The 20,476-nt window shown below is 68.0% G+C and carries 24 protein-coding genes; 14 read left to right on the forward strand and 10 right to left on the reverse strand.

Annotation, left to right across the window (positions count from 1 at the left end):
* Window positions 1-76: 76 nt before the first annotated feature.
* Genes AB0H76_RS33590 through AB0H76_RS33600 form a run of 3 tightly spaced genes read right to left on the reverse strand, consistent with a single transcriptional unit; the run spans window position 77 to window position 1,665 of the window.
* Window positions 77-805, reverse strand: a complete 729-nt coding sequence (locus AB0H76_RS33590; RefSeq protein WP_357331092.1) for a metallophosphoesterase — start codon at window positions 803-805, stop codon at window positions 77-79.
* A 5-nt stretch (window positions 806-810) separates the two neighbouring features.
* Entirely contained in the window at window positions 811-1,074 is a 264-nt protein-coding gene (locus tag AB0H76_RS33595) for a BON domain-containing protein (protein WP_357331093.1), read from the reverse strand.
* On the reverse strand, window positions 1,075-1,665 hold the full coding sequence (locus AB0H76_RS33600; RefSeq protein WP_357331094.1) for a nucleotidyltransferase family protein: 591 nt from the start codon (window positions 1,663-1,665) through the stop codon (window positions 1,075-1,077).
* 82 nt (window positions 1,666-1,747) lie between these two features.
* Here AB0H76_RS33600 and AB0H76_RS33605 point away from each other — a divergent pair, with 82 nt between their 5' ends.
* Window positions 1,748-2,296, forward strand: coding sequence for a DUF6328 family protein (locus AB0H76_RS33605; RefSeq protein ID WP_357331095.1), 549 nt, complete (start codon window positions 1,748-1,750; stop codon window positions 2,294-2,296).
* Here the strand turns inward: AB0H76_RS33605 and AB0H76_RS33610 are convergent.
* Window positions 2,293-2,997 carry a MerR family transcriptional regulator gene (locus tag AB0H76_RS33610; RefSeq protein WP_357331096.1) on the reverse strand — a complete coding sequence of 235 codons (705 nt, stop codon included), beginning with the start codon at window positions 2,995-2,997 and terminating at the stop codon, window positions 2,293-2,295. The two genes, AB0H76_RS33605 and AB0H76_RS33610, sit on opposite strands and share 4 nt — an antisense overlap.
* A 39-nt stretch (window positions 2,998-3,036) precedes the next feature.
* On the opposite strand from AB0H76_RS33610, the gene AB0H76_RS33615 reads away from it, so the two are divergent.
* On the forward strand, window positions 3,037-3,507 hold the full coding sequence (locus AB0H76_RS33615; protein WP_357331097.1) for a DUF6194 family protein: 471 nt from the start codon (window positions 3,037-3,039) through the stop codon (window positions 3,505-3,507).
* Window positions 3,508-3,712: 205 nt separating this feature from the next.
* Here AB0H76_RS33615 and AB0H76_RS33620 read toward each other — a convergent pair whose 3' ends face one another.
* Window positions 3,713-4,948, reverse strand: coding sequence for a glycosyltransferase (locus AB0H76_RS33620; protein WP_357331098.1), 1,236 nt, complete (start codon window positions 4,946-4,948; stop codon window positions 3,713-3,715).
* A gap of 502 nt (window positions 4,949-5,450) precedes the next feature.
* Here AB0H76_RS33620 and AB0H76_RS33625 point away from each other — a divergent pair.
* The 4 genes from AB0H76_RS33625 to AB0H76_RS33640 all read left to right on the forward strand — a co-directional run bounded on the left by AB0H76_RS33625 (window position 5,451) and on the right by AB0H76_RS33640 (window position 7,994).
* On the forward strand, window positions 5,451-5,888 hold the full coding sequence (locus tag AB0H76_RS33625; protein ID WP_357331099.1) for an STAS domain-containing protein: 438 nt from the start codon (window positions 5,451-5,453) through the stop codon (window positions 5,886-5,888).
* 142 nt (window positions 5,889-6,030) lie between these two features.
* The gene (locus AB0H76_RS33630; protein WP_357331463.1) at window positions 6,031-6,657 is read left to right on the forward strand and encodes a PAS and ANTAR domain-containing protein; all 627 of its coding nucleotides are present in this window, start codon (window positions 6,031-6,033) and stop codon (window positions 6,655-6,657) included.
* A gap of 178 nt (window positions 6,658-6,835) precedes the next feature.
* Entirely contained in the window at window positions 6,836-7,219 is a 384-nt protein-coding gene (locus tag AB0H76_RS33635) for an anti-sigma factor (protein ID WP_357331100.1), read from the forward strand.
* Window positions 7,209-7,994, forward strand: a complete 786-nt coding sequence (locus tag AB0H76_RS33640) for an RNA polymerase sigma factor SigF (RefSeq protein WP_357331101.1) — start codon at window positions 7,209-7,211, stop codon at window positions 7,992-7,994. Before AB0H76_RS33635 ends, AB0H76_RS33640 begins: the two co-directional genes overlap by 11 nt.
* A gap of 2 nt (window positions 7,995-7,996) precedes the next feature.
* Here the strand turns inward: AB0H76_RS33640 and AB0H76_RS33645 are convergent, their stop codons facing one another.
* The gene (locus tag AB0H76_RS33645; protein ID WP_357331102.1) at window positions 7,997-8,233 is read right to left on the reverse strand and encodes a hypothetical protein; all 237 of its coding nucleotides are present in this window, start codon (window positions 8,231-8,233) and stop codon (window positions 7,997-7,999) included.
* A gap of 138 nt (window positions 8,234-8,371) precedes the next feature.
* Here AB0H76_RS33645 and AB0H76_RS33650 point away from each other — a divergent pair, with 138 nt between their 5' ends.
* The 6 genes from AB0H76_RS33650 to thpD all read left to right on the forward strand — a co-directional run bounded on the left by AB0H76_RS33650 (window position 8,372) and on the right by thpD (window position 13,142).
* Window positions 8,372-8,767 carry a hypothetical protein gene (locus AB0H76_RS33650; RefSeq protein ID WP_357331103.1) on the forward strand — a complete coding sequence of 132 codons (396 nt, stop codon included), beginning with the start codon at window positions 8,372-8,374 and terminating at the stop codon, window positions 8,765-8,767.
* Between the two features lie 326 nt (window positions 8,768-9,093).
* Window positions 9,094-9,801, forward strand: coding sequence for a response regulator transcription factor (locus AB0H76_RS33655; protein ID WP_357331104.1), 708 nt, complete (start codon window positions 9,094-9,096; stop codon window positions 9,799-9,801).
* 224 nt (window positions 9,802-10,025) lie between these two features.
* The gene (ectA, locus tag AB0H76_RS33660; RefSeq protein ID WP_357331464.1) at window positions 10,026-10,559 is read left to right on the forward strand and encodes a diaminobutyrate acetyltransferase; all 534 of its coding nucleotides are present in this window, start codon (window positions 10,026-10,028) and stop codon (window positions 10,557-10,559) included.
* The gene (ectB, locus tag AB0H76_RS33665) at window positions 10,556-11,848 is read left to right on the forward strand and encodes a diaminobutyrate--2-oxoglutarate transaminase (protein WP_357331105.1); all 1,293 of its coding nucleotides are present in this window, start codon (window positions 10,556-10,558) and stop codon (window positions 11,846-11,848) included. The genes ectA and ectB overlap by 4 nt, the downstream gene beginning before the upstream one ends.
* Window positions 11,845-12,231 carry an ectoine synthase gene (locus AB0H76_RS33670; protein ID WP_357331106.1) on the forward strand — a complete coding sequence of 129 codons (387 nt, stop codon included), beginning with the start codon at window positions 11,845-11,847 and terminating at the stop codon, window positions 12,229-12,231. Before ectB ends, AB0H76_RS33670 begins: the two co-directional genes overlap by 4 nt.
* A 20-nt stretch (window positions 12,232-12,251) precedes the next feature.
* On the forward strand, window positions 12,252-13,142 hold the full coding sequence (gene thpD / locus AB0H76_RS33675) for an ectoine hydroxylase (RefSeq protein WP_357331107.1): 891 nt from the start codon (window positions 12,252-12,254) through the stop codon (window positions 13,140-13,142).
* 66 nt (window positions 13,143-13,208) lie between these two features.
* Here the strand turns inward: thpD and AB0H76_RS33680 are convergent, their stop codons facing one another.
* Together AB0H76_RS33680 and AB0H76_RS33685 are read right to left on the reverse strand one after the other, a co-directional pair.
* Window positions 13,209-14,432 carry a hypothetical protein gene (locus AB0H76_RS33680; RefSeq protein ID WP_357331108.1) on the reverse strand — a complete coding sequence of 408 codons (1,224 nt, stop codon included), beginning with the start codon at window positions 14,430-14,432 and terminating at the stop codon, window positions 13,209-13,211.
* On the reverse strand, window positions 14,432-14,986 hold the full coding sequence (locus AB0H76_RS33685) for a hypothetical protein (protein WP_357331109.1): 555 nt from the start codon (window positions 14,984-14,986) through the stop codon (window positions 14,432-14,434). Before AB0H76_RS33685 ends, AB0H76_RS33680 begins: the two co-directional genes overlap by 1 nt.
* Before the next feature lie 18 nt (window positions 14,987-15,004).
* Between AB0H76_RS33685 and AB0H76_RS33690 the strand changes: the two genes are divergently transcribed.
* Window positions 15,005-16,549, forward strand: coding sequence for an AMP-binding protein (locus AB0H76_RS33690; RefSeq protein ID WP_357331110.1), 1,545 nt, complete (start codon window positions 15,005-15,007; stop codon window positions 16,547-16,549).
* Window positions 16,550-16,658: 109 nt separating this feature from the next.
* Window positions 16,659-17,024 carry a hypothetical protein gene (locus tag AB0H76_RS33695; RefSeq protein WP_357331111.1) on the forward strand — a complete coding sequence of 122 codons (366 nt, stop codon included), beginning with the start codon at window positions 16,659-16,661 and terminating at the stop codon, window positions 17,022-17,024.
* A gap of 7 nt (window positions 17,025-17,031) precedes the next feature.
* On the opposite strand, the gene AB0H76_RS33700 is transcribed toward AB0H76_RS33695, so the two are convergent.
* Entirely contained in the window at window positions 17,032-19,269 is a 2,238-nt protein-coding gene (locus tag AB0H76_RS33700; protein ID WP_357331112.1) for a serine/threonine-protein kinase, read from the reverse strand.
* A gap of 139 nt (window positions 19,270-19,408) precedes the next feature.
* Complete coding sequence (locus AB0H76_RS33705; protein WP_357331113.1) at window positions 19,409-19,891, reverse strand: hypothetical protein; 483 nt, start codon at window positions 19,889-19,891, stop codon at window positions 19,409-19,411.
* Window positions 19,892-20,476: the final 585 nt, after the last annotated feature.

Here is a 20,476-nt window from a genome sequence, read left to right on the forward strand (position 1 = left end):
AGCTCCTTTCTCGGCCGAACTGTCGAGCAGCCGCTGTGGCAGCGTTACCCCGGTTCGGCGGCGTCAATCGTGACGTCTATCGGCTGACCAGCGGCGCGGGTTCGAGCTCGTAGATGGCATAGGCCGCGCGGAGGACCGGTTCGGCCACATTACGCACCCGGATGCCGCCCGGCGTGGTGCCGCGCTCGGTGCCGGCGTGGGCGTGTCCGTGCAACGCCAGATCGACCTGGAACTCGTCGATCGGCTCGCCGAGCAGGTAGGAGCCGAGGAAGGCGTAGATTTCCGGCGGCTCGCCGTGCAGGGTGTCGCTGACCGGGGAGTAGTGGGTGAGCACGACCGTCACGTCGGTGTCGAGTTCGGCCAGCGCGCTGCGCAGCGATTCGGCGACGTCGACGGTGTGCCCGGCGAATTCACGCATCAGGCGCTCACCGAAGATGCTGGCGCACTTGCCCGCGAAGCCGCCGCCGAAGCCCTTGCATCCGGCGATGCCCAGGGTCTGGCCGTCGATCTCGAGGGTGACCGAGGTGCCCTCCAGCACGGTGATGCCGTGCTCGACGAGCAGGGCGGTGATCTCGTCCTGCTGGTCGCTGTGGTGGTCGTGGTTGCCGAGCACCGCGACCACCGGCAGGCCGAGGTCGGCGACCTCGCCGGCCACCACCCGGGCCTCGGCCACGGTGCCGTGCCGGGTCAGGTCACCGGCCAGCAGCAGCGCGTCCGCGCGCTCGGGCAGATCGCGCAGCACCGGGCGGAGCTGACCGGCCGATTCCGTGCCCAGGTGGATATCACCGACGGCCGCGATACGCATGGTGCTCAACTCCTTTCGGGCGCGGTGAGGTCTTCGGTCCCCTCCGGTGCGCAGGGCAGGGTGACGTGCACGTCGTTGTGGATGCGCGCGGTGGGCAACTGCTCGCGGACCACGGTCTCCATGGCCTGTTTGCGCTGCACACTGCTCACCTCGCCGCCCAGCACCACCACGTCACCGCGAATGGTGACGTGGATGCCGAGTTCGCTGGTGCGCGGATCCTCGGCCAGTGCGCGGCGCAGACGCGCGACCACGTATTGCGGTGTCTCCATCTACTCGACTCCCTCGGTGTCGGTGCCCCCGTTGCTGATTCCCGTTTTCGCGATACCCAGATCGGCGAGCAGGCCCAGGAAGGCGCGCGCGTAGGGCGAGTGCTCGGTCCGCTCGCGCACGGCCGCCCAGTCCACCTGTTCGCGCAGATCGCGGGCGATCTGCAAGAGCGGGCTCAGGTCCAGCCGGTGCGCGTCGAAGACGAGCAGTTTGTCGACCATCAGGTCGGTGCCGCTGACCACGGGCGCGGTCGTCGGGCCGATCCGCAGGGTCTGGGCGCGGTCCAGCAGGTCGTCGGTGACGTCGCGGTTGTTGGGCCGGAAGATCACGTCGATCAGGGTGTCGCCGTCGTAGACCTTGCTGAGCCAGTCCTCGGGTGGTTCGCACACCCGCAGGCCGTCCGCGGCCAGCGCTGCCATCGCCGACTCGATGTCCTCGGGTTTGACGAAGATATCCACGTCGTGCTGGGTCACCGGGCCACCGCGCGCATACACCGCGCAACCACCCGCCACCGCGAACCGGATGCCCGTGCCCGACAGCACGGTCACCGCGCGGGTCAGCGCGTGCAGCAGTTCTTCGGTGGTCGGAACCATAGGGCGGTGGTACCCGGCGCTTTCGCGGTTAATCCCGGCCACCGGGGGTATAACGCGTTCTACCTCGCGGGTTGGAGGCCAGGTGGATGTAGACAATGGGCACACCGGCGAGAGCGGCTACCGCCAGGCTCGAACCGAGACCGAGACCGAACGGCTGGACCGCAACTGGGAACACCTGATCCAAGAATTACGCGTCGTCCAGACCGGCATCCAGTTCCTGATCAGCGCCCTGCTGATCCTGCCCTTCCAATCCGGCTTCGCCCAGCTCTCGGACCCCCTGCGAGTGCTGTACCTGGCCACCTTGTCCGCCGCCGTCAGCGCGACCGTATTCCTGGTAGCGCCGGTGTCCTGGCATCGCACCCTGTTCCGCCGGCGCCGCCTCGGCAAGATCGTCGCCGCCGCCCACCGCTGCGCCCAGGCCGGCCTGGTCCTGCTGGGCATCGCCCTCGTCGGCGCGGTCATCCTCGTCTTCGAAATCGTGGTCCCCAGACCATGGGCAGGGGTCTTGGCGGGCACGCTGGTCGCCCTGCTGTTCACCATCGCCTGGCTGATCGCGCCATGGCGCTGGCGCCATGATTCCGAACCCGGTCCAGCGCCCGTCGTGCGGCGGAAAGACGAGCTCGACTGCTAGCTATCGCGGATGATTTCGGCCAGGACCGCCGCGGCGCGTAGTAGGGCGAGTTGGCGGCGGGCGATGGTGTGTAGACGGTTGTCGAGGGTGGTGCGCGAGTCGCCTACGTCGTGAAGGTCCCGGATCGCTGTGATCGCTTGTCGCACTTCGGGAATGCCGTAGCCGGCGGCCCGGAGGGCGGTGGTGATGCGGGCGTCGCGGATCGCGATGAGCGGGTAGCGGCGGGCGGAGCCGGAGCGGGTTTCGACGCGGTCGGGAGTGAGGAGGCCGGCCTGTTCCCAGAAGCGGAGCGTGGAGGCGCGCAGGCCGAGCGCTCTGGATAGTTCGGTGATGGTCATCGTGTCTGCTGCGACGGGTTCGGCGTCGGTGGTGGCTTCTGCTTCGATAACTCTCAGAGCGGCGCGGGCGGCGAGGGCCTGGTCGCGTTCCCACTCGAGCCGTGCGGGCAGTGCACAGATCAGGGATGCGGCCTCGGCGAGCGGGAGAGCGCGAATCGCGCGCATCGCGTGCCGGGCCTCGACCGGGCCGACAGCTTCGGCGAGGTCGCGGTAGGCGTGCAGGTCGCGGACGTGGTCCGCGCCGAACTGCCGGTAGCCGTTGGGTGCCCGCATCGCGGTCGGGATGACGCCGAGCCGCTCCAGGTCGCGGATCTGCTGCACCGAGTAGCCGGTCGCCGTCGCGACGGCGGTGACAGTCAGCATCCCAACCCTCCATAAGCACTTCAAGTTCATGCTTGAACCATGAGTATGGACCAGATCCTGGAAGCGCTCCGCGGCTGCGAGGGAGTACTCGAGCTCGCACCGGCGGCGGGCGGCCCGTTCCCGGAGATCGCCTGGGGTGACCACTTCTTCTATTACGCGCCCGACGGCCAGGTGCCCCAGCGGGAGCAGCCCTACGCGACCATCGTGACGAAGAACTACCCCGACGACAGCGCCTGCGACCTCGACCCACCCGGTCGCTGGCGGATGAACATCCACGTCGGCAGCGACGTCTTCACCGAACTGCTCGGCATGGCTCCCCGGGCGGAACCGGAGGCCGTGGACTTCACCGCGGCCGACGTCGTCCTCCCACATCCGGTGTATCGCCGCCAGGGCTGGATCGCGATCGTCAACCCGGGCGTGCGCACCCACGCACTGGCGCTGGGCCTGCTGCGCGGCGCGCACGATGCCGCGCGGCTTCGGGCGATGCGCCGGGTGCGTGCCGGAGATTAGATCACTGTGCCCCGGTGTACGCAGACCATGCAGTTCCCCGGCCTAAGAGTCGAAACAGCCGTAGGACAATAGAATTGCGCAATCCGCAGCCAGCTGGCACGCGCTGGTCGGGGTTCGCGTGCGCTGTTACTCGCTCGAGCCGCTGCCCGACCCGCGGTTGGGCCGACGATGCACCGGTACAGGGTGATGTCGTGATGAATACCGGCTAGCGCGCGGTCGCGACCGCGGGCAGCGGGACCGGCCGGATGGGGGACCTGCGTATCGGGGTGGCGCGCTCGTAGGCCGCCACCGTATCGGCGGCCACACGATCCCAGATGAAACGTTCGGCGACTCGCTGCACCCCGGCCGCGCCCCAGGCTTCGCGCACCGGCGCATCGGCGAGCAGGGTGTGCACGGCGCGGGCGATGGTGGCGGGTTCCGATGGCGCGACCAGCCGCCCGGTGACCCCGTCGAGCACGGTATCGAGCATGCCGCCCACGGCGGTGGCGACCACCGGCTTACCGCACGCCATCGCCTCCAGCGGGACCAGCCCGAACGGCTCGTACCAGGGCGTGCACAGCACCACGTCGGCCGAGCGGTAGAGCCGCGGCATGGCGGCGTGTGAGACCGGGCCGAGCATCCGAAGCCGTTCTGACACACCGCAATCGGCGGCGAGGCGGCGCAGGCGGCGGGTTTCGGCGTCGGCGTCGAGGTCCTCGTCCACCGCGCCGCCCGCGATCACCAGTTCGGTCTCGGGGAGGTCGGCCAGGGCGCGGACCGCGAGGTCGAATCCCTTGCGGCGCACCAGTCTTCCCACCGCCAGTATGCGATGCGGCTGGTGGCGGGTGGCGGCGCCGCCGTCGGGGGTGAAGGTCGACGGGTCGACACCCCCGGGCACCACCGAGATCCGGAATCGTGGAATCCCCATGCGCGAGAGTTCACCGACCTCGTCGGTGCAGGTGGCCAGGACCTGGGTGGCGCGGGTGGCGATGAGCCGTTCGAAGCGGATGCGCGGGCGCGGGCTGGTGTCGGCCAGGCCGTGGAACCGCCGTCGCACGGTGCCGAGCCCGTGGAAGGAGACCACGACCGGTAGTGCGTGTGAGCGCGCGGCCAATTCGGCCGCCAGCGCCGACATCCAGAAGTGCGCGTGCACCACGTCCGGTCGCCGCAGCGCCCAGTGCTTGCGCAGGAAGGTCCCGAATTCACCCAGGTAGGGCAGGATTTGATCGCGCGGCAGCGGGCGCGGCGGCCCCGCGGGCACGTGCACGACCCGATAGCCCTCCCGCGCGCAGACCTCGGTGCGGGTGTGCGGGTCCTGGCGCCGGGTATACACCGTGACTTCGTGTCCGGCCCGGACCAGCGCCGTGGCGAGCGCCCCGATGGCGACGGTCCGGCCGCTGGCCGGGCCTCCGCCGAGTTCGGTTAGCGGAGAAGCGCATTCGGCCACCATCGCGATTTTCACGGCGGACTCCTATCACAGACACCCAGGTAGTCTGTGCCGGTTATGCCCCGGGATGTGCCCGGGCAAACGTCGCCGGCGGCGCTTATCCCGCCGTCAGCGCGGGAAATTGCGCGGCGCGTCTGTCGCGGGCACACACTCGCCGGTGCGGGAAGCCGTCGTGGCGCGCGCGATCAGAACCCGCTCGAGTGTCGAACCTGAACCGGCGCTGCGATTTTCGTCCCGGATTCCCCTCCGATGGCCCGCGGGCGGAGCTACTTTCGTCCGGAACCGTTTCGCCCGGCCGGCCGCCGCGCCGGTTCGGTGTACAGAACTGAGCGGGCGTGCCAGACTATGGGGAGGTTGAGACTACAGCCGACCCCGGTTCTCACAGCGACCGCCTCGATGGGGAGACAGTCGGTGCCAGGTCGGCGGAAGTGGTTGCGGCAGGATGAAGCCGCACGCTCCCCGCAGGCGCCGCAGCTGGCGCGAATCGGAGATCCCCCCAGCTAGTGGGAGGTAAGTCATGTCCACGGATGCAGTTGTGCTGCACCCCCAGACTGGTGCGCAGGCGTCTAATACCGAAGGCGCCACCGAGCCGGATTCCACCCCGCGATTCCATCCCAGCCGGACATGGTCGCAGCGCGACGAGCGCCGGCGCCAATGCGTGGTGGTGCGGGTCGAAGGTGAACTCGACGCCGCCGTCTATCCGGCTTTTCGCAGCACGCTCGACGACGCGATCGATGCCGGCGCGTCCGCGGTGGTGATCGATCTGCGTGGCGCGCGGTTCGTGAGTCTGCGGGCTGCGGCCGGCCTCGGTCCGGCCAGTCAGCGCGCGGCACGCAACGGCGTCGACCTGCGCCTGGTGACCGGGCGTCCCGAACTCGAGCGGTCCTTCGAAGTCACCGGTGTGCGAGCGTTGTTCGCGTTCTACCCCTCGATGCGGGCCGCCCTGGACGCCTAGATGACGTAGGTCCTCGAACCCTCCGATCCGCTCGCCCGCTCGCCGCCCGCGTCGCATACTGGCGCTTGTGATGGAGAGTGGATCGGTGCACGAGGCGGGGGCGGGCTCCGATGACCCCGTGGCGTTGAACCGTGTGATCGGAATGGGTAAGCCGCAGAGCGTCGGCAGCTTTCGGTACTGGTTCGACGCGGAGCGCTGGGAGTGGTCCGACGAGGTGTCGCTGATGCACGGGTATCCGGCCGGCACCGTCACCCCGACCACCGAGTTACTGCTGACCCACAAGCACCCCGAGGACCGCGCTCAGGTCGCCAGCGCGCTGGCCAAGACCGCCGAGCACGGCGATCCGTTCTCCAGCCGGCACCGCATCATCGACACCGCCGGGCACGTGCACCACGTCATCGTCGTCGCCGACCGGATGCGCGACGAGGACGGCGTGGTCGTCGGTACGGCCGGCTACTACATCGACGTCACCGACACCCTCGAGGAACACCGTCAGGAGACCCTCGACGACACCCTGCCCGAGCTGTACGAGGCGCGCGCGGTGATCGAGCAGGCCAAGGGCGCGCTGATGCTCGTCTACGGGATCAGCCCGGAGCAGGCGTTCAAGGTGCTGAGCTGGCGCTCGCAGGAAACCAACGTCAAGCTGCGCGCGCTCGCGGCCCGGCTGATCGCCGACATCGCCACCATGGTGCATTCGACGGTGCACTTGCGCACCGAATTCGATCATCTGCTGCTGACCGCGCACGAGCGAATCGAGGCGGGCGGCTGACCAGCTTCGGGTTTGCCCCCGCTCGCACCGGGTAAGCGCCACCGTGAGGAACGTCGCGGTAGGCGCAAGGCGGGCTGTGCCCGGTGGCCGGACCGCGCAACCGGCGACGCGAGCAAGGTGGTGATGGGCGATGGGGGAGTGGACTTCCCGATCCTCAACGAAAACGACGACGATCGGGGTGCAGTTGCCCGCTCGGTTCGAACAGCTCACGATGCTGCGCGCCCTCGCCGAAACCGTCTCTCTCATCGGCGATTTCGCGCTCGACGAGGTGACCGACATCCGGCTCGCGCTGGATGAGGTGGCGACCTCGCTGATCATGGAGGCGGTGCCCGACTCCATTCTGGATTGCGAATTCAGTTACGACGACCGGCAGATGCTCGTGCACGTCGCCTCGGTGGCGAGCTCGGAGGCCGTGGTCGGCCAGGCCGGATTCGGCTGGCACATCGTGCGCACGCTGACCGCCTCGATCGCCGCGGTGCAGGAGCCGTTCGACGTGGAAGTCGGCGGCTACCCGACGATGGTGGACTTCAGCTGGGTGCGCGGAGTGGCTGATGACGGGTGAGTCGCGATCCCCCGGTGACAGCTACGACAATATCGAGCCGCTCTTCGAGAAGATCGCCGCACTGGCCCCGGACGACCCACGCCGGGAACCCATGCGGGAGGAACTGATTCAGCGCTGCCTGCCACTGGCGGAGCACATCGCGCGCAAATTCTCCGGTCGCGGGGAAATCTTCGACGACCTGCTGCAAGTCGCCCGCCTGGGTCTGGTGCAGGCCGCGGACCGCTTCGATGTGACCCGCGGGTCCTCGTTTCTGGCGTTCGCGGTGCCGACCATCATGGGCGAGGTGCGCCGGCACTTCCGGGACAACACCTGGGCGGTGCGAGTTCCACGGCGGGTCAAGGAGATTCAGCTCAGCATCGGGCCCACCATCGAGCGGATGTCGCAGCGGCTGGGCCGGGTGCCGCGGGCCCGGGAGATCGCCGCCGAACTGGATGTGGATCTGGTCGAGGTGACCCAGGCGCTGATCGCCGGCAACGCCTATCAGTCCCAGTCCATCGACGCGGTCGCCGGCGACGATATCGACAACGCCCCGCTGCCGCTGCTGGAGAGTCTGGGCGAGGAAGAGCAGTCCTACCACCTGGTGGAGGACTTCATGGCGGTCAAACCGTTGATCGAGGACCTGCCGGAGCGGGAACGGCAGGTCCTGATCATGCGGTTCTTCGAGAACAAGACCCAGACCCAGATCGCCGAGGTGCTCGGCGTCTCCCAGATGCACGTCTCCCGGATCCTGTCCAAGACCCTGAGCGCGCTGCGGGAGCAGGCGCTACGGGACTAGCGCTAGCGCGGTACCGGGGGCGGCCCCGGCACCGGCGGCTGTGGTGGCCGCGGATCGTCCGGATTCGGCGCGGGGCTCGGGTCTCCGGGCTGTGGCGGCACCGGGTCGGGCGCGGGGAAGGGGTCGGGCGCGGGGTACGGCGGCACCGGGTCGGGGGCCGGCAGGGGATCGGGCGTGGGCTGCGGTCCCGGCAGCGGTGGCTGCGTCAACCCGGGCTCGTCGATCGGCGTATCAATCATGGTTGCCGGGTACCCAGGGCGAGAAGCGCAAACCGGAGCCGATCTCAGCTAACTGTCAGCGCCCGGTTTGCCGTGTGCGCGCATCGGGTACTAGGTAGGGAACCGGAACCACCGCTCAGGGCGCTAAGGAGGGTCGTCATGGACCGCCAGCGACGGCCAGTCGCCCGGAATCCGCATATCGGACCGGGTGATTCGCGGCCGCTGAAATCTGCACAGCAAATCAATTCGCCCAGCGAACAGCCCGACTGCGAGGACCAGACCCTGGTCACGCGCAATCACGAGGTGATCCGTCGCTGGGCCGAACAACGCGGTGCGCGCCCGGCCACCACCCCGTTCAGCGAGATGAACGGGCGGCTGGGCAACCTGCGCTTCGACTTCCCCGGCTACGGCGGCGCGATTCTGCAGCCCGTCGAGTGGGAGAAGTGGTTCGACACCTTCGACGCGCGGCATTTCCGGTTCCTCTACCAGGAGCGGCACCCCGACGGGAGCCGGAGCAATTTCAACCGCCTGGAACCGCCGCGCGACGAGCTGTGAAACACCTTCGCTGAGACTGCCTTTCGAGGGGCGGGGTCCGTGATCTACGTGATCGCGGGCCCCGCTTTGTGCGTCCGGTAAGTACCGCATTCCCGAATTGCCTGGATGTGGCCAAGCTCACCGCTGACTTGCTTTTGGGCCGGGTATAGGCGAAGGGTTGGAGATAGCCAGCAACTAACCCTTCCGCTTACGGAGGTTTACCGGACGGTCGGTCCGGGTATTCCGGCGGTTGGCAAGTTGCTCGAAGGCGGAATGTCGCGTCGGTATGGGGATGCGAATATTTCCGTACTGCACGCGGGTCCGCTCTGGCAAGGGATGAGGACCTTTTGAGCACCAACCTGATGATCGTTGACGAGGACGAAAACGTTAGGGGCGAGTTGCGCCTGGCGATGGAGGGCGAGGGCTACCACGTATCCGAGGCGAACGAGGCCGAGGACGCGCTGTCCTACCTGCGGAGCAAGGGCGCACCGGATGTGATGATCGTCGAGCTGATGCTCGGCGACATGGATGGCTTCGATTGCATCCGGGAGATCCGCCGCCAGCACGACGTGCCGATCATCGTGATCAGCTCCCGCGACGACACCCATGACGTGGTGGCCGCGCTGGAGGCCGGTGCCGACGATTTCGTCACCAAGCCGTTCGAGATCAAGGAGATCTCCGCCCGGATGCGCGCACTGCGCCGGCGGGCCCGTCTGACCGCCGAGCGCGACGCACCCAAGGAGATCGTGCTGGACGCGCACCCGGACGCACCGCTGGTGCTGACCCCGGAATCCGGCGCGGTCCGGCGCGGCGCCGAGGAGATCCATCTCACCATCACCGAGTTCCGGCTGCTGTGTGAACTCGCCGAGACGCCGGGACGTGTGCTCTCGCGCGCCCTGCTGCTCGAACGAGTGTGGGACGACGGCTTTTTCGGTGACGAGCGCATCGTCGACGTCCACATCCGCCGGCTGCGGACCAAGATCGAAAGAGACCCCTCCGACGCCCGCATCGTGGTGACGGTGCGCGGGCTCGGTTACCGGCTCGATCTCCAGTAGTAACAAGCCGCTTTTTCTCGCTCGAATTGTGACGAAGCTTATTTCGTCATGCCCGTTTACCAGGCGTTGTGATCTCGTCGTAACACAACCGCAAAGCGTTCGACACGATCACCGCAAAGTTCAGTCGTAAGGCTGTTGTCAGTACTGCAGACCCGCCGCTTGCGACTTCTCACAAGTCGCTCGAAAAGGTCAGAGGGAGTTGTATGTCCACACCAACCTTGCCCATGCTCGACGACGGCACAGTTGCCGAAATCGACAGGCTCGCCGCACCGGTCATGCGCACGCCGCGCGTCGGTGACGCCGCGCAGATCTGGCGAATCGCCAAGGATTCGCAAGTGCTCGATACCAATTCGAGCTACGCCTACCTGCTGTGGTGTCGCGACTTCACCGGTACCTCGGTAGTGGCCGAGGTCGACGGCCGTGTCGTGGGCTTCGTCATCGGATACCTGCGGCCGGAATCGCCGGACACGGTGTTCGTGTGGCAGGTGGCCGTCGAGCAGGCCCAGCAGGGCCTCGGCACCGGCACCGCACTGATTCAGCATTTGCTCGACACCGTCGCCCCGCACGGGGTCTCGGTTCTGGAGACGACCATCGCGCCGGACAACCCGGGTTCGATCGCGATGTTCGGCTCGGTGGCCCGCCGTCGTGGCGCGGAGCTCGCCAAGGCGCCGATGTTCGATCCGGAGTTGTTCCCGGACAACCACGAAGCCGAAGACCTGTATCGCATTGCCCCTATCGATCTGGAGGCCCGCAAGTGATTACCGCAGAAACGACCATCTTCGAAGATCTGGAATCGAATGTCCGCGGCTACTGCCGGTCCTGGCCCGCGCTGTTCACCACCGCGAAGGGCAGCTGGATCCGCGACGAGGACGGCAAGGAGTACCTCGACTTCTTCGCCGGCGCCGGCGCGCTGAACTACGGGCACAACAACGACGTGCTCAAGCAGCCGCTGCTGGACTACATCGCCGGTGACGGCATCACCCACGGCCTGGACATGTCCACCGCGGCCAAGCGCAAGCTGCTCGAAACCCTGCGCGACACCATTCTCAAGCCGCGAGACCTGGACTACAAGGTGCAGTTCCCCGGCCCGACCGGCGCCAACGCGGTCGAGGCGGCCCTGAAGCTGGCCCGCAAGATCACCGGCCGCCAGACCGTGCTCAGCTTCACCAACGCCTTCCACGGCATGACCCTGGGCGCGCTGTCGGTGACCGGCAACGCCGCCAAGCGGGCCGGCGCCGGCGTGCCGCTGGTGCACGCCGCGCACATGCCCTTCGACGGCTACTTCGACAACACCACCCAGGACTTCCAGTGGATGGAACGGGTGCTCGACGACACCTCCTCGGGCTTCGACCGCCCGGCCGCGGTGATCGTGGAGACGGTGCAGGGTGAGGGCGGCGTGAATCTCGCTCGCCCGGAATGGCTTCGGCACCTGGCCGGCCTGTGCGCCGCGCGCGAGATCCTGCTGATCGTCGACGACGTGCAGATGGGCTGCGGCCGCACCGGCCCGTTCTTCTCCTTCGAGATCGCGGGCATCACCCCCGATATCGTCACGCTGTCCAAGTCGATCGGCGGCTACGGCCTGCCGATGGCGCTGGTGCTGTTCAAGCCCGAGCACGACGTCTGGGCGCCGGGTGAGCACAACGGCACCTTCCGCGGCAACAACCCGGCCTTCATCACCGCCGAGGCCGCGCTGCGGCACTACTGGTCCGATGCCACCCTGCAGCAGTCGACCGAGGCCAAGGGCGTGCGGATCGGCGAGGCGCTGGGCCAGGTGGCCGACTACTTCCCCGGCATCACCACGCGTGGTCGCGGGCTGGTGCAGGGCATCGCCTTCGACGATCCGTCGCAGGCGGGCAAGGTGGCCCAGGTGGCCTTCGAGCGCGGGCTGCTGGTGGAGACCTCCGGTTCCAGCGACGAGGTGGTGAAGCTGCTGCCGCCGCTGACGATCACCGACGAGGAGCTCGATCTCGGCCTGCACCTGCTCACCGGCGCCATCGACACCGTGTGCACGGGCTGGCAGCGTCTGCACAAGGGGGCGAACCAGTGATCGTTCGCACCACTGCCGAAATCACCGGGACCGAGCGCGATGTCGCCGACGAGGGCTGGCGCAGCAAGCGCATCATCCTCGGCGGCGACGGGGTCGGGTTCTCCTTCCACGAGACCACCATCGAAGCCGGCACCACCCACGTCTTCCACTACCAGAACCACGTGGAGGCGGTCTGGCTGGTCGAGGGCGAGGGCACGCTCACCGATCTCGACAACGACGTCACCTACCCGCTCGGCCCGGGCTCGATGTATCTGCTCAACGGGCACGAGAAGCACCGCCTGGAGACCCGGACCCGCATGCGCATGCTGTGCGTGTTCAATCCGCCGGTCACCGGGCAAGAGGTTCACGACGAGAACGGCGTCTACCCACTGGTGGCGTCGTGAGCAACTGAGGGAGGTAGCGAATGGTGTTGCAGCACACCGTTGATACGGGACTGCTCGATCAATACCCCACCCGGACGGGCGAACCGCTCCAGCACATGGAGCGGGTCGACCCCACGGTATGGGGCCAGATCGGCACCGAAGCCCTGACCGGATTCGGCACCGACGGCTACGCCGTGCTCGACGATCTGCTCAGCCCCGCCGAAGTGGCCGAGTTCAGCGCCGAGATCGCCCGCCTGGCCACCGATACCTCGCTGGCCGAGGACGATCGGGTGGTCCGGGAGCGGTCCTCGAATCGGGTGCGGTCGGTGTTCGAGGTGCACAAGCTCAGCGCCGCGGTGGCCGATCTGGTGCGGCAGTCCCGGATCTCCGGACCGGCCCGCGAGGTGCTCGGCTCGGAGGTGTACCTGCACCAGACCCGGATCAACTACATGCCCGGGTTCCGCGGCAACGGCTTCTACTGGCATTCCGACTTCGAGACCTGGCATGCCGAGGACGGGATGCCGGCGCCGCGCGCGGTCAGCCTGTCGATCGCGCTGACCGACAACTACCCGGTCAACGGCAGCTTGATGGTGATGCCCGGTTCGCACCGCACCTATGTGCCGTGCCAGGGCAGCACGCCGGCCGAGAATTACCGGGAGTCGTTGCAGGAGCAGGAGTTCGGCGTGCCGACCCCGTCGGATATCGCGATCCTGGCGGAGCGGCACGGCATCACGCAGTTCACCGGCCGGGCCGGTTCGGGGCTGCTGTTCGACTCCAACATCATGCACGGCTCCTCGAACAACATCACTCCCTATCCGCGCTCGAACATCTTCCTGGTGTTCAACAGCGTGGAGAACACCCTGGCGGAACCGTTCGCCGCGCCGGCCCGGCGTCCGGGCTATATCGCGGCGCGCGACTACACGCCGGTCTAGAACTCCGCTGTCCCGCGTGCGCCTCGGTCGTCGGGGCGAGAGGTGCACGTGGGCAGCGGACCCGGCTCAGGCATAGATGTCGAGGGTGACACTCAGCGTCGCCAGGCGGCTGTCGAGCCGCAGATCGCTCACGCGCCGCTGCAGATCGGCCCGCACGGACGGGGTGAGCAGCGCCCATACCTCGCCGAGCAGGGCCTGGGTGTCGACATCGGCCTCGGCCAGCAGCCGCAGCAGCGCCGGCCAGATCCGCGCCTCGGTGGCCGCGCCGGGCACCGCGAGCAGGGTCGGATCCGTCAAATCGGTGATCAGCGCCGCGATTCGGCGCTGCACCTGGAAATCGGCGCGCTCGATCCAGCACAGCAGCCCGCGCCACAGCGCCGGCTCGTCCGCGCCCTCCAGCGCCGCCACCAACGCCGACATCCTGGCATCGTCGCCGACGATCGGGTTGGCCCCCAGGCTGTCCAAGGCCGACGGGCGCAGGCTCCCGGCGAAGCGCAGCAGCTCGGGGATCGACCCCGCGTCGATGACGGTGCCGAGCATCGCGGTGATCGCCTCGGTCGAGCCGAACTCGAACATCAGCTCGCCGACCGCGCCGACCACGTCGCTGTCGCAGCGGGCGAAGACCGACAGCGCCGCCAGCTGCAGTTCGGCCGAACCGTCCAGCACCGTCGCCACCATCTGCGGAATCCGGTGTGAGCGCCCGTGCAGCAGCTGGCGCATGACGCCGCTGAGGTTCTCGCCGGAGTACGCGTAGGCCGCCGAGCGGATCAGGCCCTCGTCGTCGGCCACGCCCGCCTCGATGGCCCGGATCAGCGCGGGTGTGGCGTAGGCGAGGAACGGGCCCGCCGTCACGTAGTCACCACGGCGCAGCACCTCGTTGGTGATGCGCACGATCGGCTCCGGCGGGGCCACGTCGGCGAGCTGCCCGACGGTGTGCGGGTCCAGATAGGGTGCGCAATCGGCGGCGTAGCCCGGCTCCAGCATCCAGACGGCATCCGCTGCTTTTTTGGGATACTTCACACCTACGGCACCGGCGGCTCTTCCAGTCATCATGGGCGGAACGAGCCGCTGTACCAAGGGAATCGAGATACTCAGCGGAATCACCGGCACCAGTTTGCTGATCCGCTCGAAGGTCGCGGCATGCTGGGCGAAGATCACCGCCGCCATGCGCTGTTGCAGCTCGTGCAGGGCGGCAGCGCCGATTCGCTCCAGATGCGCCAGCCGCTCGACGGGTACGTGCAGCGTCCGGGCGAGCAGGACCAGCTGCGCGTTGGTAACCAGGTCTGTCATCAGCCGAGCCGATTGCCGAACATGATCTTCTTCGCGGGCGTGCGCAGCGGCCAGGGCAGGATGCCGACGACACTGTCCACCGATTCGTTGAGCATGGCCGCCTCGGTGCGCCGGGCGCTGCGGAAGGTCATCAGTAATTCGCGAATTTCGGCGTCGGAGAGCAGGTCGAGGGCGGTTAGCGGGCCGCCCAGTTCGCGTTCCAGTTCGGCTCTGGCGGTCATGGTTCTCCCGTTCTGCTCATCCTCGCGAACAACGCTGCGCGCGTGGATTTCTCGATCATATTCTGCCGGGATGTACAGAAAGCTGGGATGTTTTGCGCGGCGAAGGGCATTGACAAGCCAGCGGCAATCATCGAGCAAAGAAATCGGCTCTTGACCTTCACACGCCGATCTGTCTGCACCTTCGAGGTCGGCCGACAGAATTGCACGCCATTGGTCACCGATGTCATCACAGTCGAGCTCGAATGCGAGGTCGACCGCACGGCGATGTGGGATCTGCTGCTGGAGCCGCAGACCTACACGCGAATGTTTTCGGGTATCGGAGCCGCTGGGCAAGAAACTTCAGAAACACAAGTGATTCTGTTGATTCGAGCCAGTGCGTCCGGTACGGAAATCACCGTACCGCCAATCCATCTCGTTGTCGCGCGGGAGCGGGAAATACTCGAATTGCAGTGCCCGAGCACCGGCAGTTTCGTTTCCCTGCGGCTGCGCAGCACCGTCGACACGACCCTGGATTCCGAGCGGACCCGGGTCGCGGTGACGGTCTTCGGCGCGGGCCGGATCCACCCGAGCCTGGCCGCTTACGACAACGCGGCGGTAATCGCTTGGGTGCGAGCGGGTTTGACGCGAGTGGCCGAAGCCGTCCAGGGTGCGCCCACCTCGATCCTGATCAACGGCGAGGACTCGGCGACACGCTTGCAGATCGGCATCGCCAGGCAACTGGTCACCACCGGCGTGGTGCGCAGTTTCCGGTTCGATCGCGGCGTCAAACAGCTCGGCGGACTGGCCAAGTGGGGATTCAACCTGGCCGGCGGCTACGCCGCGGCCGCGGCCTACACCCCGAAGCGGCTCGGGCTGCTCGATCCCGATGTCGGCTACACCTTCAGCGACGTGCACCAGCGCACCCATCGGCTCGCGGCGGCGCTGGCCACCCTCGGCCTGGGCGCCCGCACCAGCATCGGGCTGCTCGCCCGCAACAGCGCGCCGATGGTCGAAATCATGGTCGCGGCAGGCAAAGTGGGCATCGACACGGTGCTGCTCAACACCGGGCTCTCGGCGGGACAGCTCGAAGAGGTAGTGCAGCGGCACGGCCTGGCCGCCGTCTTCCGTGACGACGAGTACGACCACCTGCTCAAATACGTCTCGCCGCTGTTCCACACCTGGGGCCTGGCCGCGCTGCAGATCAGCACCCCGATCCGCGCGAGCGTGGTGCTGCCGGAACGCTTCGACGCCGAGGACACCCTGCGCCTGATCGAGAACCACCGGGTGAGCGCGCTCATCGTGGTGCCGGTGATGATCAATCGCATCCTCGACCTGCCCCCGCGCGTGCTGGCCCGATACGACTGCTCCAGCCTGCGCATCGTGGCCAGTTGCGGTGCGCCGCTGGATGGTTCGACCGTGCAGCGATTCCAGGACACCCTCTACAACGTGTACGGCTCCACCGAGGTGTCCTGGGCCACCATCGCCGACCCCGCGGATCTGCGGGCCGCGCCGACCACCGCGGGCCGGCCGCTCTTCGACGGCTACACCGACGCGACGCCGCCCGCCGAGGCCGAGGGCATGCTCGACACCGGCGATCTGGGCTTCATCGACGCCGACGGACTGGTGTTCGTCGCCGGGCGCGACGACGAGATGATCATCTCGGGCGGTGAGAACGTCTTCCCGCGACCGGTGGAGGAGGCGCTCGCGCACCTGCCTCAGGTGAGCGAGGTCGCGGTGGTGGGTGTGCCGGACCGGGAGTTCGGGCAGCGGCTCGCGGCGTTCGTGGTGACCCGCGAGGGGCTCGGGCTGGACCGGGACATGGTGCGCAACTACATCCGGCATCGGCTCAGCCGCTTCCCGGTGCCGCGCGACGCCACCGGAAAAATCTTGAAACGGACACTCGTTCAACCGAGCTGACAAAAATCCGACCCATCCGTCCGATCCACCGAGCCGAATAACCGTGGTGCTCGGGACCCTTCCCGAGCCGAGCTCACGCTCGGACTCCCACGGTTCGGAAAGGCTCTACATGAAACTCCGTGCATTCGGTGCCGTCGCCGCGGCCCTCGGCCTGGTCGTCGCCCTGTCGGGCACCGCACACGCCGACCACGAGATGGTCGTCCTCGCGGCCAAGGCCGGCGAGGCGCCCTCGGCCATCTGTGAGACCGCCGGCTTGAAGCAGGCCCTGGTCGCCCAGGACACCGCCGAACCCGTCGCCCTGCTGCAGAAGGAGAAGGTCGCCAGCGCCTTCGTCGGATCCGCCGGCGAGGTCAAGGCCGACCTGGTGCTGCGCGACAACGGCATGGTCACGCCCTACGTCCAGCAGATCAACGACACCGATCACGCGCTGTGCACCAAGGCCGACGCCGTCACCCCGGCCAAGACCGACAACTGAGCGCAGGTCAGCCGACGACGATGCGTTGCAGCGCGTTCAGGTCCTTCTCCAGCATGCGGAACAGCCAGTAGATGGCGAGGAAGGCCAGCGCGCTGCCCACGCACAACACCCGGATGGCCAGGATCACCGCGCCGATGTCGTCGACCGGAATGAAGGTGGCCCCCGCCACGCCGAGGAGCGGGACCGCCGCGGCGATGGCCAGGAAATAGGTGCTGCGGCGGTCCAGCTGCTCCAGCCGGACCGCGTCGTCGCCGCCGATTCCGCCGTGCGGCAGGAACATCGGATACAGGCAGCGCACCGCGTAGAAGGTGACCAGGAAGTACGGGTACGCCATGGCGATTGCGCCGCAGACGATCTGGGTGATGAAGAAGTGCAGATAGTCGGCCGCGTCGAGGTGGTTGCCCGACAGCCGCACCGTCAGCGGGACCACGATCCCGGCCAGCGCCCACAGCGCGAAACAGGTCAGCACGTTGCGGGTGCCGAGCCGCAGCGTGTCCGCGCGCACCCGCGCCAGCGCCGGTGCGTCGTAGCGGGTGCCGCGGCGCAGGCCGCGCGCGGTCGACCACAGGCGCATCAGCAGCACATTGGTGACGATGAACCCCACCAGGAAGCACAGCCCGTAGGTGGTCAGCGCGACCTGATCGAAGCGGTGCTGTGCCGAGGCGTCCAGTTTCCCGATGATCAACGTTCGATTGTGGTGGTAGCTGTACCAGATCGCGAGGGCGTTCGGAATCGCGATGGCGCAGGCCATGATCGGATGCATGAGCATCCGGGCGCGCAGCCGGGCGCTGTGCGGGGGCGGATCCACCAGGTCGCGCGCGCGGGCGTCCAGGCACACCTCGAATTGCTGTGCCAGCTCAGCGCCGTTCGGCCAGCGCTCGGCCGGATCCGGTTCCAGCGCGCGGACCAGGGCCCGGCGTAGCGCCGCCGGGCAATCCGCGGGCAGATTCTCGTACGGCAGCGCCGCCGGACCGGCCTCGCGGCGCTCCAGCATGCCGTCCAGGGTGGTGCGGTCGCCGCCGGTGACGCCGTCGTCGGCGAACGGCTTGGTCCCGGTGAGCAGCTCCCACAGCACCACGGCCAGCGCGAACAGGTCACTGCGAACGTCGAGGTCGGCCGCGGTCCCGGGCTTGTCCGGGTGCACCGCGGCCAACTGCTCCGGCGACATGTAGGCCAGCGAACCACCGAAGTAGGCGACCGGGCTGTCCCCGGAGACGCTGCCGCTGAAGCTGATGTTGAAATCCGCCAGCTTCGGCACACCCTCCGCCGTCAGCAGCACATTGGCCGGTTTGATGTCGCGGTGCAGGACGCCGCGGTGATCGGCGTAGTCCAGCGCCTCGGCCAGCCGCCGCCCCAGCCACGCCACCGCTTCCGGCCACGACAGCCCGGCCAGCTCCGCGCGCACCGATGATTCGCCGGGCCGGATCTCGCCCTTGCCGGCCAGCACGCCGTCGATGACCTCCAGCAGCAGCGCACCCGAACGCTGCGCGGGCACGGTCTCGCGGACCCGCTCCAAAACGTTGAACAGCGTGCCACCCGGCACGTACTGCATGTACAGCAGCCGCAACCCGCGCTCCTCCAGGATCCGCTGATCGAAGACCCGCACGATGTAGTCGTGATCGAGCTGGGCCAGCGTCTGCGGTTCCGAGCTTCGGTCCTGCGAGATCTTCAGCGCGACCAGCCGCTGCATCGACCGCTGCCGCGCCAGGAACACCCGCGCGAACGCGCCCCGGCCCAGGCCCGTCATCAGATCGAAGTCGTCGATGCGCTGCCCGGGCTCGATGTCGTCCAAGCCCGCCGGCTCCAGCGCCGCCGACATCAGCGTGCTGTGATAGTCGTCGGTGGTCAGCAGCTCCGAAAGCTGTTCCGCCTGAGCGGGATAGGTGGCGGTGTACTCGGCGATCTCCGGCGTCTCACCCGCCCGCTTCCGGACGTGGAACTCCTCGTAGATCAGATCCGGCGGCAACGGCCAGGACCCCAGCTCCGGCAACTCCAGCACATAGTCGACCAGCCGCTTCGGCTGCTGCCCCCGACCCCACCGCTGCGCCAAATCGACCTTGATCAACTCGATCAGCGAGACCCGGCGGATCGCGGGCGAATCCGGCAGGAACGCCGGCAACTCCGGCGGCTCGTCGTCCTCTCGCCAAGCCTGCGCGAACCGCTCCACCACCTCGGCCACCCCGGTTCCCGGCGACCGGCCCGCCGCGACCGTCGCCCCCGAAACCACCGGAGCCGGATGCGCCATGTCCGCATCGTAACGCTGGGTGGTGACACGGGCGGTTCATCTGGGAACAGAGGCGGTGGGTGGAAGGGGAGGGGTGGAATTTCATTGCTGAGGTTGGTGGTGCAGATCGGGCCGGGGCCTCAGCTGCAGCTTGGACCCGCTACTGGGGCTGTTGGTACTGCGGTGGCGCTGGTTGGCCGCCGTGGCCCCACTGCGGAGCAGGCTGCGGGGGTGCCCATTGCGGTGCAGCGGGCGGGCCTGCCCACTGCGCGGGGGCTTGCGCCGGTGCCTGCGGCCCGGAACCCTTCGCCGAAAGAATCGCCAAGACCAGCGCCGCCAAGGAAATGATCGTGGCGAGCAGAACGATCACGAACTGGGCGTACCCCATACCGAGATAGCGCCCGACGAAAACGGCTTGAGTGAACGCCGAAGTGAACAGCATGCCCGCCGCGCCCGCGCCCAGCGCGGGAATCGCCGGTGCCCGCAGGCCGATCAGCAGAACAACGGCCGCGCCCAGACCCACAAGAGAGATGACCGCGAGCGGAACATCACTCCACAGATCCATTCGGAAATACCCGCCGCCCCAGATCAGACGTTCCGCGATGTTCAAGATCGTGCCGAACAGCAACAACCCGCCCGCCACGCGCCCGAGCGCAGCACCCGGTCGACCCTGCCGCGGCGAATTCCCCGGCCGCTGGCCGTACCCCGGCTGCTGCGGAAATGGCTGCCCCGCAGCCGGATACGAATATTGCTGCCCTGCCTGACCGCCCGGATACGGCTGTGCCGGATGTCCCCCACCCGGATATGGCGGCGTCGGTTGCTCACCACCTGGATACGCCGCCGCCGTCGGCCCACCAGCCGCATAGGTATTCGGCGGAACCTGCTGCCCACCGCCCGGATATGAACTCTGCGCGCCTGGCTGCCCGCCACCCGGATACGAACCCTGCGGCGCACCACTCGGGTCCGCGCTCTGCGCCGCTTGCCCCGGATTCACCTGCCCTGCAACCGGATACCCGCCCGGCCCTCCCGGACCCCCTGATTGCGCTTGCGGCTGACTCGGATTCGTCACCACCGATTCCTCCCCGGGCGAACCGACCGCCCCTGTAGTTGACTCAGCCAGCAACCCTAGGCCAATCCGCCACCGCCCGCGCCCCTTCTCTACCCGCTCAACACCGGTACGGGACGCGCCAAGTTCGCATGTCACGTCGCCCACCTGGGTATCGAGGGC

The organism is Nocardia sp. NPDC050712, from assembly GCF_040654295.1.
Lineage (GTDB): Bacteria > Actinomycetota > Actinomycetes > Mycobacteriales > Mycobacteriaceae > Nocardia.